This window comes from Flavobacterium antarcticum DSM 19726 (genome assembly GCF_000419685.1).
In the GTDB taxonomy this organism is placed as follows: domain Bacteria; phylum Bacteroidota; class Bacteroidia; order Flavobacteriales; family Flavobacteriaceae; genus Flavobacterium; species Flavobacterium antarcticum.
In genome coordinates, this window is the sequence record NZ_ATTM01000003.1 from 253,519 (window position 1) to 268,444 (window position 14,926).

General features: G+C 35.6%; 15 protein-coding genes. 6 read left to right on the top strand and 9 right to left on the bottom strand.

The features are described 5' to 3' along the window. Positions 1-27 precede the first annotated feature (27 nt). Positions 28-1,020, top strand: coding sequence for a tRNA dihydrouridine synthase DusB (dusB, locus tag YWA_RS0106420; protein ID WP_022827676.1), 993 nt, complete (start codon positions 28-30; stop codon positions 1,018-1,020). A gap of 341 nt (positions 1,021-1,361) precedes the next feature. On the opposite strand, the gene YWA_RS0106425 is transcribed toward dusB, so the two are convergent. The 4 genes from YWA_RS0106425 to purN all read right to left on the bottom strand — a co-directional run bounded on the left by YWA_RS0106425 (position 1,362) and on the right by purN (position 5,438). Beyond that, on the bottom strand, positions 1,362-3,260 hold the full coding sequence (locus tag YWA_RS0106425; RefSeq protein ID WP_022827677.1) for an amidophosphoribosyltransferase: 1,899 nt from the start codon (positions 3,258-3,260) through the stop codon (positions 1,362-1,364). 65 nt (positions 3,261-3,325) lie between these two features. Further along, the gene (locus YWA_RS0106430; RefSeq protein ID WP_022827678.1) at positions 3,326-4,252 is read right to left on the bottom strand and encodes a PfkB family carbohydrate kinase; all 927 of its coding nucleotides are present in this window, start codon (positions 4,250-4,252) and stop codon (positions 3,326-3,328) included. A gap of 138 nt (positions 4,253-4,390) precedes the next feature. After that, positions 4,391-4,873: a ribonuclease HI gene (gene rnhA, locus YWA_RS0106435; RefSeq protein WP_026718633.1), complete on the bottom strand. Its 483-nt coding sequence runs from the start codon at positions 4,871-4,873 to the stop codon at positions 4,391-4,393. 1 nt (position 4,874) lies between these two features. After that, positions 4,875-5,438 carry a phosphoribosylglycinamide formyltransferase gene (gene purN / locus YWA_RS0106440; RefSeq protein ID WP_026718634.1) on the bottom strand — a complete coding sequence of 188 codons (564 nt, stop codon included), beginning with the start codon at positions 5,436-5,438 and terminating at the stop codon, positions 4,875-4,877. Positions 5,439-5,609: 171 nt separating this feature from the next. Here purN and YWA_RS0106445 point away from each other — a divergent pair, with 171 nt between their 5' ends. The 5 genes from YWA_RS0106445 (at position 5,610) to pyk (ending at position 10,062) form a co-directional block, all read left to right on the top strand. Continuing rightward, positions 5,610-5,846 carry an acyl carrier protein gene (locus YWA_RS0106445; RefSeq protein WP_014082856.1) on the top strand — a complete coding sequence of 79 codons (237 nt, stop codon included), beginning with the start codon at positions 5,610-5,612 and terminating at the stop codon, positions 5,844-5,846. Positions 5,847-6,032: 186 nt separating this feature from the next. Continuing rightward, positions 6,033-7,286 carry a beta-ketoacyl-ACP synthase II gene (gene fabF / locus YWA_RS0106450; RefSeq protein WP_022827681.1) on the top strand — a complete coding sequence of 418 codons (1,254 nt, stop codon included), beginning with the start codon at positions 6,033-6,035 and terminating at the stop codon, positions 7,284-7,286. Between the two features lie 6 nt (positions 7,287-7,292). After that, the gene (rnc, locus tag YWA_RS0106455; RefSeq protein WP_022827682.1) at positions 7,293-8,036 is read left to right on the top strand and encodes a ribonuclease III; all 744 of its coding nucleotides are present in this window, start codon (positions 7,293-7,295) and stop codon (positions 8,034-8,036) included. A 108-nt stretch (positions 8,037-8,144) separates the two neighbouring features. Beyond that, positions 8,145-8,627: an IPExxxVDY family protein gene (locus YWA_RS0106460; RefSeq protein WP_022827683.1), complete on the top strand. Its 483-nt coding sequence runs from the start codon at positions 8,145-8,147 to the stop codon at positions 8,625-8,627. Positions 8,628-8,631: 4 nt separating this feature from the next. Further along, positions 8,632-10,062 carry a pyruvate kinase gene (pyk, locus tag YWA_RS0106465; protein ID WP_022827684.1) on the top strand — a complete coding sequence of 477 codons (1,431 nt, stop codon included), beginning with the start codon at positions 8,632-8,634 and terminating at the stop codon, positions 10,060-10,062. Between the two features lie 56 nt (positions 10,063-10,118). On the opposite strand, the gene YWA_RS0106470 is transcribed toward pyk, so the two are convergent. The 5 genes from YWA_RS0106470 to YWA_RS0106490 all read right to left on the bottom strand — a co-directional run bounded on the left by YWA_RS0106470 (position 10,119) and on the right by YWA_RS0106490 (position 14,886). Next, on the bottom strand, positions 10,119-10,772 hold the full coding sequence (locus tag YWA_RS0106470; RefSeq protein WP_026718635.1) for an HD domain-containing protein: 654 nt from the start codon (positions 10,770-10,772) through the stop codon (positions 10,119-10,121). 74 nt (positions 10,773-10,846) lie between these two features. Then, on the bottom strand, positions 10,847-11,833 hold the full coding sequence (locus YWA_RS0106475; protein ID WP_022827686.1) for an acyl-ACP desaturase: 987 nt from the start codon (positions 11,831-11,833) through the stop codon (positions 10,847-10,849). Positions 11,834-11,887: 54 nt separating this feature from the next. Further along, positions 11,888-12,622, bottom strand: a complete 735-nt coding sequence (locus YWA_RS0106480) for a lysophospholipid acyltransferase family protein (protein ID WP_022827687.1) — start codon at positions 12,620-12,622, stop codon at positions 11,888-11,890. 48 nt (positions 12,623-12,670) lie between these two features. Further along, complete coding sequence (locus YWA_RS0106485; RefSeq protein WP_022827688.1) at positions 12,671-13,453, bottom strand: enoyl-CoA hydratase/isomerase family protein; 783 nt, start codon at positions 13,451-13,453, stop codon at positions 12,671-12,673. A 17-nt stretch (positions 13,454-13,470) separates the two neighbouring features. Further along, positions 13,471-14,886 carry an ATP-binding protein gene (locus YWA_RS0106490; protein WP_084683018.1) on the bottom strand — a complete coding sequence of 472 codons (1,416 nt, stop codon included), beginning with the start codon at positions 14,884-14,886 and terminating at the stop codon, positions 13,471-13,473. Positions 14,887-14,926 lie beyond the last annotated feature (40 nt).

Consider the following 14,926-nt stretch of genomic DNA (forward strand, 5'->3'; position numbering starts at 1 on the left):
CGTAAATTTGCACCCAAAATGCAGTAGATGGTCAAGATAGGCAACATAGAATTACCCGATTTCCCTTTATTATTAGCTCCAATGGAAGATGTGAGTGACCCGCCTTTTCGCAGGTTGTGCAAACTTCACGGAGCAGATATGATGTATTCGGAATTTATTTCTTCAGAAGGATTGATTCGTGATGCGATAAAAAGTCGGCAGAAGTTGGACATTTTTGACTACGAACGGCCTGTGGGAATTCAGATTTTTGGTGGTGATGAAGAAGCAATGGCAATGTCAGCTAAAATTGTGGAAACGGTAAATCCGGATTTAATTGACATTAATTTTGGTTGTCCTGTTAAGAAAGTGGTTTGCAAAGGAGCTGGAGCTGGAGTTTTAAAGGACGTCGATTTGATGGTTCGTTTGACAAAAGCAGTTATCAGAAGTACTTCTTTACCTGTTACTGTGAAAACACGTTTGGGTTGGGACGAAAACTCAATCAATATCGACGAAGTGGCGGAACGTTTACAAGACATTGGAGTGCAAGCTTTGACGGTTCACGCAAGAACGAGAGCTCAAATGTACAAAGGTCATTCCGACTGGAGTCACGTGGAACGCATTAAGAAAAACCCTCGAATTACGATGCCTATCTTTGGAAACGGAGATATAGATTCTCCTGAAAAAGCATTGGAATACAAAAATAAATATGGTCTTGACGGAATGATGATTGGTCGAGCTGCAATTGGTTATCCTTGGATTTTTAATGAAATAAAACATTTCTTTGAAACCGGAACGCATTTGCCAAAACCAACAATTGAACAACGTGTGGAAGCCGCAAAAAATCACCTGCAATGGGCAATGGATTGGAAAGGGGAAAAACTCGGAATTCTAGAAACACGTCGTCATTATACGAATTACTTCAAAGGACTTCCTAACTTTAAGGAACACAGAATGAAAATGGTTTCGAGTGAAGATCCAGCATATATTTTTGAAACTTTTGCGGAGGTATTAGGTATTTACGAAGGAATCGAATTGGTATAGAAGCTGAAATAAATTCAACTTGGCAAATCTTTTCTGCCTCTGGTGGTTTTTGTGTTAGGGATGGAAGTGGAGCTCTTAATTGTCTCGTCTTTTTGGTACGAGACAATTAAAGCGGGAATGAACAGCCCGAGCCTTTAGGCAACACCCAAATAATTCTAAAAAGAAATTATGGAACTTCTATAAAATAAAAAAGGTGGAAATTAATCCACCTTTTTTGCCCCAAATCTACCATAAACTTAACCTACTAATGTCATGGTGTTGTAAATATATATTGACGATCATTGTTGAACAAAAAAATCAGATGAAATGCATATTTATCCGATGAAGTGCTCATTTAGAACTTAATATGCTCGTGCATCGTTTCCTTCATAGAAATTAATAAACGCTTTATTTACTACTCTATTGCCTCCAGGGGTTGGATAATCTCCCGTAAAATACCAATCGCCTAAGTTTTTAGGACAAGCAATGTGTAAGTTTTCAACCGTTTGGAAAATAATTTTTACTTCTGCGTTAATTTCCGGCGAACTCAACATTTCTGCAATTTTATCAGAAACCTCTTGTGGTTCAAAAGGAGCATAAATTTCTTTGACGAAATTGACGATTTCACTATCTTTTAAGTGCTCTTGATTCTTACATTTTTGGTAAACTTCTTCTACAACATTAAACATATTGCGGTCGCGAAGCAGTTCCAAAGTCGCTTTAAAAGCAACCAATCCTTCCATTTTTGCCATGTCAATTCCGTAGCAATCTGGATAACGAATTTGCGGTGCCGATGAAACAATTACAATACTTTTTGGTTTCAAACGGTCCATCATTTTGATGATACTCATTTTCAAAGTAGTTCCCCGAACGATACTGTCGTCAATGATGACCAAGTTGTCTTCCGGTTTAATTACGCCATAAGTCACATCATAAACGTGAGCGACCAAGTCGTCCCGACTGCTGTCTTCCGTAATAAATGTGCGGAGTTTAGCGTCTTTAATCGCCACTTTTTCGGTACGAATTTTAACTTCAAGAAGTTCTTGTAAAGTCTCTTTTGTTAACTTATTTCTATTCTTTAAAATGTAATTATTTTTTCTTTGGTTCAAGAAATCTTGAGCGGCTTCAACCAATCCGTAAAAGGAAGTTTCGGCTGTATTTGGAATGTAAGAAAAAACAGTATTGTCCGTATCGTTATCAATCGCTTGTAAAACCGCTGGAAGAATCAATCTCCCTAACATTTTACGTTCTTGATATATTTCAGCATCACTTCCTCGAGAAAAATAAATGCGTTCAAAAGAACACGCTTTTTTCTCTACTGGTGTAATTATTTCTTCTTCAGTAACAGTTCCGTTTTTCTTAATGATTAATGCATGCCCAGGTTGCAATTCTTTAATTTGCTCGAAATCTAAATTGAAAGCCGTTTGAATCACCGGACGTTCCGAAGCAACCACTACAATTTCGTCATCTTCATAGAAATAAGCAGGACGAATTCCCGCAGGATCTCTGAAAACAAATGCATCGCCGTGACCAAAAAGTCCCGCCATTGCATAACCGCCATCCCAACCTTTCGAAGCTCTTTTTAGAATCTTCTTCACGTCTAAACGTTCTGCGATGATTGGAGAAGCTTCTCTTTTTGAAAGTCCTTCATTCTTACATTCAAAGTATAAATCAGTCACCTCATCGTCTAGGAAGTGCCCTATTTTTTCCATAACTGTAACCGTATCCGCCATTTCTTTCGGGTGTTGGCCCAATTCAATCAAACTATTGAAAAGTTCCGAAACATTTGTCATGTTGAAATTCCCGGCAACAATTAAATTTCGGTGCATCCAGTTGTTTTGACGTAAAAAGGGGTGAACGCTTTCAATACTGTTTTTTCCAAAAGTACCGTAACGTACGTGACCTAAAAATAATTCACCCACATACGGAAGATGCTTTTTTTGTAAAGCAATATCATTTACATATTCGGGATGCTCCTTTAATTCTTCGCTAATTCGTCCGTTTATTTGCGTAAACACATCTTGAATCGCATGCTGATCGTTTGAACGGACACGACTGATGTAGCGTTCGCCCGGTTCAACGTCCAATTTGATACTTGCAAAACCAGCACCATCTTGTCCACGGTTGTGTTGCTTTTCCATCAACAGATACATTTTCTGTATCGCGTAAAAAGCAGTTCCGTATTTTTCTTTATAAAACTCGAGTGGTTTTTTTAATCGTAAAAGTGCAATTCCACATTCGTGTTTAATTGAGTCGCTCATTGTGTGTAAGTTGTGTTGTAGTAGTTGTTAAAATCAAAAACGCCTCGTTTCCGAGGCGTACATATTTATGCTAAATCAATATCAAATTGAGTTAATGCTTTGAACTGTTTCAAGCGGTTTACCACTTCTTCCTGTTGCAAATGTTCCATTCGTTCTGTGCCAAATTTCTCTACACAGAATGAAGCCAAATTTGAGCCGTAGATAATCGCGTTTTTCATGTTCTCAAAAGAGATGTTTTCACTTTGTGTGATAAATCCAGAAAAACCTCCTGCAAACGTATCTCCAGCACCTGTTGGGTCAAAAACTTCTTCTAAAGGTAAAGCCGGTGCAAAAAACACTTCTTTTCCTTGAAAAATTAAGGCACCGTGTTCGCCTTTTTTAATCACCACGTATTTTGGTCCCATGGTATGAATTTTCGCAGCTGCTTTCACTAATGAATATTCACCTGATAATTGACGGGCTTCTTCATCATTAATTGTGATTACATCAACTCTCTTGATTACTTCCATCAATTCAGGAAGTGCACAATCCATCCAGAAATTCATAGTGTCTAAAACTACTAATTTTGGTTGTGTTTCCATTTGGTTCAAAACACTGCTTTGTACCAATGGATGTAAATTTCCTAACATGACCACATCAGAATTCTTGAAGTCTTGTGGTACTTTAGGTTGAAAATCAGCTAACACATTAAGTTCTGTAACCAATGTGTCTCGAGAATTTAAGTCGTTGTGGTATTTGCCACTCCAGAAGAATGTTTTTCCTCCTTTAACAATTTCGATTCCAGAGATATCAATGTTTTTACTTGTTAGTAAATCCAAATGCTCTTGTGGAAAATCATCACCAACAACCGAAACAATTGCCGATTTTAATTTAAAAAATGACGCTGAAAGTCCGATGTAAGTAGCTGCACCACCTAAAATTTTGTCTGTTTTACCAAAAGGGGTTTCAATGGCATCGAAAGCAACAGTTCCGACAATCAACAATTTATTCATTTTTAAAATTTTGAATTAAGAGGCAAAGATACTTTATAAGTTATAAAGTTGCAAAAGGATGGAGTGACAAATTTTTCACAATTTATCCAAGGATTAAGAAATTGGTTATCAATAATCTAATTGAGAAATAATCCGTCTTTACAACAGCTTTTTTTGCTCTTTTTCATAAAAAGCATCCACATTTAAGTTTTTCGATTCTGCTGCAAAAACAGCCAACTGATCACATCGTTCATTTTGAGGATGATTGTTGTGTCCTTTGACCCATTTAAAATCGACTTGGTGTTTGCGGTAAATAAGCAAAAAGCGTTTCCATAAGTCGGGATTTTTCTTACCTACAAAGCCTTTCTTTTCCCAACCAAAAACCCATTTCTTATCCACAGAATCAATCACATATTTAGAATCTGAAATAATTAAGACTTTCATATTTGGATTTCTGAGTTTTTCAAGACCTACAATTACCGCCAAAAGTTCCATACGATTGTTGGTCGTTAGTCGAAAACCTTCGTAGAATTCTTTTTTATAAGGTGTTCCTACGAGTTCCATCACAATGCCGTAACCGCCGTTTCCGGGATTTCCTTTTGCAGCGCCATCGGTGTAAATATGTACGTCGTACGTTTTCAAACTATATTTTTTGAAGCAATTTTTCAATTACTTGTGGAAAATGCTCTTGTTCTAACTGATGAATTTTGCTTGCCACCTCTTCTGCAGAAGTACAATCTTGAATAGAAATCGTTTTTTGAAAAACGATTGCACCTTCGTCATAGTTCTCATTGACATAATGAATAGTAATTCCTGTTTCGAGGTCCTTGTTTTCCAAAACCGCACGATGTACATTCATTCCGTACATACCTTTACCCCCGTATTTAGGCAACAAAGCCGGATGGATGTTGATGATATTTGGAAACTGCTTTATTATTGCGATTGGAAATTGGAGTAAAAATCCTGCTAAAACAATAAAATCAGGTTGGTATTGCCACAATTTCTCTAAAACTGCATTTGAATGGAGCTCGTCTTTCGTAAAAACAAATGTAGAGACATCTAAATTTTTTGCTCTTTCTAAAACTTTAGCATTCGGATTGTTACAGAAAACGGCTGCTATTTCCGCTGTCTTTTTTTCTTGAAAATAACGGATAATATTTTCAACATTTGTACCCGAACCCGAGGCAAATAAAAGTATTTTTTTCATCATCATCAGAATTGTTCCGCAAAAAAAAGAATAAAAATTGATATTAAATCGATTTTAAAGGGCTTTGTGAAATATATTTTATAAATTAGTATTTATATTTATGAACAAAGGGTGGTTATAAGATAAAGTTTTTTATTTTTGCCAACAAATTAAATTTTAAAATTAAAGATTATGTCAGACATTGCATCAAGAGTAAAAGCGATTATCGTAGACAAATTAGGCGTTGACGAAAACGAAGTTGTGTTAGAAGCTAGCTTCACAAATGATTTGGGAGCTGATTCATTAGACACTGTTGAGCTTATCATGGAGTTCGAAAAAGAATTTGATATCCAAATTCCAGACGACCAAGCAGAAAATATCGCTACTGTTGGTCAAGCTATTTCTTACATCGAAGAGGCTAAAAAATAATAATTTAACGTCTGGATTACTTGTGGTCCAGACGTATTTTATTTTCATTAAAAAAGTAAGCTTTGGCAATTTATATATTGTCAAATACTATATAAAAGTAGCGTTTAATACCTATGTATTTTTTATGATTCCCATAGAAGAACAGAGGTATTATTTGTTTTAATACAAAACTAAAATAATTTACGAATGGAATTAAAGCGCGTTGTAGTTACCGGTTTAGGTGCACTTACTCCAATTGGAAATTCAGTTGAAGAATATTGGAATTCCCTTATAAATGGTGTGAGTGGTGCTGCTCCAATAACGTATTATGATACGGAAAAACATAAAACCAAATTTGCATGTGAAGTAAAAAACTTCAACATTGAGGATTATATGGATCGTAAAGAATCCAGAAGACTCGACAAATTTGCTCAATATGCCGTTGCCGCAAGTGACGAGGCAATTAAAGATGCTGGTTTAACACTTGAAAACGCGGACAAAGAACGAATTGGTGTTATTTGGGGTGCGGGAATTGGTGGTTTACAAACCTTTCAAGATGAAGTAATGTATTATGCTCAAGGTGACGGTACACCAAAATTCAATCCGTTTTTTATTCCAAAAATGATTGCCGATATCGCTCCAGCTCATATTTCTATGAGAAATGGCTATATGGGTCCCAACTATACAACGGTTTCTGCATGTGCTTCTTCTGCAAATGCGTTAATTGATGCTTTTAATTACATTCGTTTAGGAATGTGTGACGTGATTGTTTCAGGAGGTTCTGAAGCAGCGGTTACAATTGCCGGAATGGGCGGATTTAATTCAATGCACGCTTTATCTACTAGAAATGAATCTCCAGAAACAGCTTCAAGACCTTTCGACGCCACACGCGACGGATTTGTTTTGGGAGAAGGTGCTGGTGCATTGGTTTTAGAAGAGTACGAACATGCAAAGGCTCGTGGTGCAAAAATTTACTGTGAAGTTGGTGGTGGCGGAATGTCTTCCGATGCGTATCACTTAACTGCTCCACATCCAGAAGGAATTGGCGTAATTGCTGTAATGAAAAACACGTTACGTGATGCGGGAATGACTCCGGATCAAATTGACCATATCAACACACACGGAACTTCAACCCCATTAGGAGATGTTGCGGAATTGAAAGCCATTACAGCTGTTTTTGGCGATCACGCTAAAAACATCAATATCAATTCAACGAAATCAATGACTGGACATTTACTTGGTGCTGCAGGTGCTATTGAAGCAATCGCTTCAATTTTAGCCATGAAGCACGGTATTGTTCCTCCAACGATTAACCATACTGTTGTAGATGAGAATATTGATCCATCTTTAAATTTGACTTTAAACAAACCTCAAAAGAGAGAAGTTAAAGTAGCAATGAGTAATACATTCGGATTTGGAGGTCATAACGCTTGTGTTTTATTCAAAAAATTAGAAGAGTAATCGAGAATGCGTATTTTTAATAAAATATTTCCAAAATCCCGTTCTCTTGAAGACGGGATTTTTTTTGATGCTATAACAAAAATGATTGGTTTCAAACCAGTTAATCTTGATTGTTATAGAACCGCTTTTACCCACCGCTCCATTAACAAGATGGACATTAATGGAAATCCTATTAGTTACGAACGTCTTGAATTTTTAGGAGATGCTATGTTGAGTTCTGTAATTGCAGCTCATTTATTCAAGGAAGTTCCCACTGGAGACGAAGGATATCTGACAAAAATGCGTTCAAAAATTGTAAGTCGGGAACACCTTAACGAATTAGGCCGCGATTTAAACCTGATTCAACATGTGGAAAGTAAAGTTTCTTCACAGCATTTTGGCGAAAACATTCACGGAAATCTCTATGAAGCTTTAGTTGGTGCAATTTACCTGGATCAAGGTTATTTAGTTTGTGAAAAATTTATTCAAAAGAAAGTAATCACTCCTTACGTTGACATTGCACGATTGGAAGGAAAAGTAATCAGCTATAAAAGTTTGATTATTGAATGGTGCCAAAAAGAAAAAAAAGCATTTAATTTTGATGTTTTTGAAGACAATGGCATTACGGGAGAACGTCTTTTTGGAGTGAAATTAAGTATCGACGAAAAAATCATTTCGAAAGCGAGAGCAGGTTCAAAGAAAAAAGCAGAAGAAAAAGCAGCACAACGTGCTTATTTTGCATTACAAGAAAAAATGTCGGACAATAAATAAATCGACTAAACCTACATCGTTTTCGTTAATAAATTATCGTTAAGTTCCTGTTTTAAAGTCTCTTTTTAGTGGTTTAAGTCTTATATTTACATCTTATTTTCAACGCAAATGAAGATCATTAAACTGTCTTTAAGTGAATTTGACGCAATTGACTACGATTTAATTGCCATTCACACGTCATTAGAAGATTATAGATTAGCGTATTTTCTGAATAAAAAACTTCCTATTCTCTTAACCAAAAGCAGTGAATTCATAGCGTTCGAAACGCAAAACGGAGCTGCTTTTTTCTCAAAATTTTCTTATTTAGTAGAAGATACTGAGGAAGAATGGACACTAATTGAAAATAAAGATGAGTTGATTGAGTTAGAACCAATGGCATCAAAAGATTTATTTTCTGAGGAACAACCAAAAATAACTTCTAACGTTTATTTTTTACCTGATCTGAAAAAGGTCGACTTTCTCTTGAAAATAGAAAATACATTTTTGGATATAAATGATATTGTGTCCTCTTTGAACGAAATAACAAAAATTTCTACTGCTTATTTAGTAGATCTTGAAAATTTAAAATCAAAAAACAATTTAATTTTTTAAAAATATGCTCACAAATAAAAAAACGAAAATTGTAGCCACTTTAGGTCCTGCATGTAGTACGAGAGAAGTCTTGAAAAACATGATTGATGCCGGAGTTAACGTTTTTAGAATAAATTTCTCCCATGCAGATTATGCAGATGTTAGTGAGAAAATTAATATAATTAGAAGTCTAAACGATGAATTTGGTTACACAACAGCAATTTTAGCCGACTTACAAGGTCCAAAACTTCGCGTTGGTGTGATGAAGGAAGATGTAGTTGTACATCCTGGAGATTTGATTACTTTTCAAACGGCCGAAGACATTCCTGGAACGGCAAAACGAGTTTACATGAACTATAAAGAATTTCCAAAGGATGTAAATCCAGGTGAATTAATTTTATTAGACGATGGTAAGCTAATGTTTGAAGCCATCGAAACTAATAGAACGACAGAAGTGCTATGTAAAGTTATTCAAGGTGGTCCGTTGCGTTCTAAAAAAGGAGTAAACTTACCTAATACCAAAGTTTCCCTTCCTGCTTTGACACAAAAGGACATTAGAGATGCATTGTTTGCCATTGAAAATCACGTGGACTGGATTGCATTGTCTTTCGTAAGAACAGCAAAAGATTTAGAAGAATTACAAGATTTAATTGCAGAACATTCTGATTATAAAATTCCAATTATTGCTAAAATTGAAAAACCAGAAGGTGTTGAAAACATCGATAAAATTGTGGCTTTTTGTGATGGTTTGATGGTTGCTCGTGGAGATTTAGGTGTAGAAGTTCCGGCTCATGAAGTACCTTTAATTCAGAAAAAACTAATTCACAGAGCTAAAACGGCTCGTATTCCTGTAATTGTTGCCACACAAATGATGGAAACAATGATTACAAGTTTAACGCCAACTCGTGCTGAAGTGAATGATGTAGCCAATTCTGTTATGGATGGGGCCGATGCGGTAATGCTTTCAGGAGAAACTTCTGTTGGTAATTATCCGGTTCAAGTTATTGAGAAAATGACGCAGATTATTGAGGCTGTAGAGGATTCTCCACTGATTCAAGTTCCACAAAACACACCACAAATTCGTACAAAACGTTTTATTACTAAAACCATTTGCCATCACGCGGCAATGATGGCGAATGTGATTAAAGCAAAAGCAATTTGTACGTTAACAAACAGTGGTTATACTGCGTTTCAAATTTCAGCTTGGCGTCCACAAGCTCATATTTTAGTATTTACTTCTAACCGACGAATTTTGACCCAGTTGAATTTACTTTGGGGTGTAAAATCGTTCTACTACGACAAGTTCGTAAGTACTGATGATACCGTGACAGACGTAAATAAAATTGCGCAAGACAAAGGTTTTGTAGAAAAAGGAGATTTCTTGATTAACCTTGCCGCAATGCCAGTGACTGATAAAGGAATGGTGAATACATTACGAGTTTCAGAAATAGAATAATTAGATTTATTTTTATAAAAAAAGGCGATTTGAAATATTTCAAATCGCCTTTTTTATTAGCTTTCGCCGTTGCATTCTGCATAAAACTGTTCTAGAAAAACTTCCATAAAATGATGCCTTTTTTCTGCCATTTTCTTTCCAGATTCCGTGTTCATCTTATCTTTCAGCAACAATAATTTCTCATAGAAATGATTAATTGTTGGTGTTTCAGCGTTTTTATATTCTTCTTTTGTCATGGATAAATTTGGCTTGACATCCGGACTATAAATAGTCCTGTTTTTAAATCCTCCATAGTTGAAGCATCTTGCAATTCCGATAGCTCCAATAGCATCCAAACGATCGGCGTCTTGCACCACTTGAAGTTCAATAGAGTTGAATTTCTTTTCGAAATTTCCTCCTTTAAAAGAAATGTTTTTAATAATATTCAATACGTGTTCAATAACAACTTCTGAAACACTTTCGTTTTCTAAAAATTTCCGAGCTGTTTTCGGTCCGATTTCTTCGTCTCCATTGTGAAATTTACTATCAGCGATATCGTGTAATAAAGCGCCAAGTTGGCAAACCAATAAGTCGCACTCTTCAGTTTTAGCTATAGCCAAAGTATTCTTGTAAACACGTTCAATGTGAAACCAATCGTGTCCACCTTCCGCATGTTCCAATGCTCTTTTTACAAAAGAAATCGTATTCTTTATTAATATTTCGTGTTCCATTTGTTTGAAATAAAAAATTGGATGTTGAAAATTTGATTTTCCAACACCCAATAAATATATAAATTAATTTTATTTTAGATTTTTGCAGGATTCACCCATTTGAAAATGTACGATTGCTCAGGAATTACTAAACGCTCTGAAACTCTCGTCATTCTACCTGGTAATTTCAATAAGAAATCACGTGCTTTTTCCGCTTCATCAGAAAGATTAGTGACTTTATCAATTTGCCATTTTTCGTTTAATTTCTCCATGATATCCACGTAATCTGCAGCGGTGTAAACGCCAATTCGCTGAGCAGAATCGGAGAAGTTTTCAAAAGCCGAACTAATTTTTTGTCCCGATTCTCTTAAAAATTGAGCAGGCATGATTATTTTTTGTTTCATCATGTAGGCAAACGCCAACATCATTTCACTTGGATCCACTTTAAAAATTTGCGTTACAAATTCGCTATAAGCCATGTGGTGACGCATTTCGTCTCCAGCAATTAATTTACAAATTTTTGCCAATTTTGCATCGCCATGTTTTTTGGCAATTTGAGAAACGCGGTTGTGCGAAACATAAGTGGCTAATTCCTGAAAACTTGTGTAAACAAAGTTTTTATAAGGATCGCGACCCGTTCCGATATCAAAACCATCAGCAATTAAATGCTGTGTCGTCATTTCAATTTCCTTCATATTTACACGACCTGATAAATACAAGTACTTATTCAATAAATCTCCGTGGCGGTTTTCCTCGGCAGTCCATTGACGCACCCATTTTGACCAAGCATTTGGCTCCATCTGGTCCACTCCTTCTACATCCATTAACCACGACTCGTAGGTTGGAAGTGCTTCCTCAGTGATTGTATCTCCAACTAAGGTCACCCAAAAGTCGTATGGCAAATCTTTTGCAATTTCTCTTAATTCCTTTACCTCTTCAAAAAAAGTTTCTTCTTCAGAATTGGGCAACAAATCTGAAGGTTGCCAAATTTTCTCAACAGGTATTAGATAATCGTCTACGAAACCGTTGACTTTTTTTTCCAAAAATTGCATTACTTCTAATCTGACGTTGTGTATTGACATTTTTGTATGTTTTAAAATTTAAAATAATCGAATTTTCTGCGAAAGTACAAATAATTATAATTCTATAGAATTAACAATCGTTTGCTCTGTTTTCTGCATTATTTCGTCGAAAGTATAGTCTTTTACTGCTAAAGCAGGATGTATTGTAAAGGTAAGGCGATTTCCCAAACCAAAAGGTAAAAAACCGTATTTAACAAACTTCCAAGAATTGTTGATCGTTATCGGAACAATGTAAGCGGACGGAGCTGCTTTACAAAGGATTTTTACTCCAGTTTGTGCAAATTCCTTAGGTTTTCCAGTTCTACTTCTTGTTCCTTCTGGAAAAATTACTGCTGAACGCTTGTACTTTTCAATGTAATCTCCTAGCTTTTTAATTGTAGGAATCGCTTGTTTTGGATCTTTTCGGTCAATTAGAACCGAACCTCCATGCGTCAAATTGTAAGAAATACTTGGAATACCTTTTCCCAATTCTTTCTTGCTGACGAATTTGGGATGATTTTTTCGCATGAACCAAATGATTCCGGCAATGTCATATAAACTTTGGTGGTTTGAAACAAAAATAATAGGTACATTTTGAGGAATTAGTTCCCGTCCAGTCACTTTATAGGTATTTCCTAATAAATGTCCAATTCGCAGTAACACTAAATTTAAGTAATCTACACTTTTCTTATGTGCTTGATAACCAAATACGTTGAAGCATATCCACTGAATAGGATGAAAAATCACCAAAGCAAGCAAAAACAAAAGCATGCTTATCAATGAAATAGGATAGGAAATTATTTTCTCCATGAGACAAAATTAATCTACAAAAATAGGAAAATCTTACTTTAATTCTATTTATTTTCCTGTAAAAACAGGTTTTCTCTTCTCTAAAAATGCCGTGGTTCCTTCTTTAAAATCAGCTGTTCCAAAACTTTTACCAAAATGTTTGATTTCAGTTTCAAAACCGTTTACACCGTCTTTAAAATTTGCGTTAATTGCTTTGATTGCGGCTGAAATTGCCACTGGAGAATTTCTCAAAATTTTGTTGGCAATTTCCATACAAAAAGAAATTAAATCCGATGAAGGAACAACGTAATTTACTAATTTCCAATCCAAAGCTTCTTGTGCATTCAACATTCCTGCAGTCATAATCAATTCCATTGCTTTTCCTTTGCCAATCAGTTGAGGCAAACGTTGTGTTCCTCCGTACCCTGGAATTACTCCCAAAGAAACTTCCGGCAATCCCATTTTTGCATTTTCTGAAGCGACTCTAAAATGACAAGCCATTGCCAATTCTAGTCCTCCACCTAATGCGAAACCATTCACTGCAGCAATTACTGGCGTTTTTAAATTTTCAACTAAATCAAATAATAATTGTTGGCCTTGAGCCGCTAATTGAGCGCCTTCTTCTACAGAAAAATTAGCAAATTCTGAAATATCTGCACCAGCTACAAATGCTTTTTCACCTGAACCCGTTAACAAAATCACATTCACATCTGAATCCGCTTCGGCACTTTTAAAAGCTTCGTGCAATTCGTGAATCGTCGCTTTATTCAAGGCATTCAATTTTGTAGGACGATTAATTGTGATGGTTGCAATTCTATTTTCGGCTGTTACTAAAATATTCTCGTAGTTCATTGTCTGTATTTTTTAATTTAATTTTTAATTAAAGGAAGTGTCACTGTAAAAATCGTTCCTTTTCCAATTTCGCTTTCAAAAGTAATCGTTCCTTTATAATTTTCTATAATATTTTTAATAATTCCAAGGCCTAAACCCATTCCGCTACTTTTAGTAGTAAACTTAGGTTCAAAAATTCGAGGGATATTCTGTCCTTCAATTCCTTTTCCGTTATCAATAACTTGAATTAGAACGGCATGATTGTCTTCTTTAACTCTTACCGTAATTTTCTTTTCAACTTGTTCTTCTGGAATCGCTTGAATTGCATTTTTAACCAAATTCGTAATAATTCGAATCAATTGCGTTCTATCAATTAGTGTGATAATTTCTTTCTCTTCTGCTTCGAAAGTGATGAAGTCTTTGTTGAAAATTTCTAAAGCCAATTCAATTACAGAAACTGCATTTAAAGTCTCATTTTGTTGAGCCGGCATCGAAGCAAAGTTAGAAAACGCCGACGCTACCGAACTCATCGTGTCAATTTGCTGAATTAAAGTATCTGAATAATCTTTCAACTTTTGCTTGACATCAGGATCATTTGCATCAAATTTACGTTCAAAACTCTGCACCGTCAATCGCATGGGTGTCAACGGATTTTTAATCTCATGTGCAACTTGTTTCGCCATTTCGCGCCAAGCTTGTTCTCGTTCACTTTGTGCTAATAATAAGGCGCTTTCTTCCAACTTATCTACCATGCTGTTGTAAGCTTCAATCAGTAAATTGACTTCACTACTACTGTCGTCGGTTTCAATTTTCTCATTCTTTTGGTTCAAATTTGTCGCCGTAATTCGCAACGAAATAGATTTCAGCGATTTCGTAATATAACTCGATAGAAAATACGCCAAAGCAAATGCGATAAGCAACATAAAACTGTAAACTTGTCCTAGACGGATTAAAAAATTCCTCAACTCTCGCTCGTAAAAACCGTCATCTTGAATGTATGGCAAATTCAAAATTCCAAGCGGTTTAAACTTTAAATCCTTGATTTGGCTAAATGAGGCTCGGTATTTTTTTCCGTCGATCGTCTTGACATCCACATATCTTTTGTCAATCGACGATTGAATCAATCCTAAAACATAAGTTGGAATTGCAGGAGCTACAGTGTCAATTGAAAAAGAAGCTTTAGATGATTTTAAAAGCTTTCCCTGTAAACTGTAAATATTAATTTGAAGGCTGTGAATATCTGATAATTCGTGGATTTTATCTTTGAAAATTAAAGGCAAATTCTTCTCTGTCAAAGGATAAGTTGTGGTTGCAAGCACAAAATTAATATGCTCTTTAATGGCATTTTCCTTTCGTTCCAGACGTTCTTGGTGGTAATCTTTAGCTTCTCTTTTGAATTGGTAAATGGAAATCGAAGCAATCAAAACAGAAGCAATCAAGGTCAACAGAATCATCGAAAGGAAAATCCTAATTCGCAACGAAATGGTTCTTATT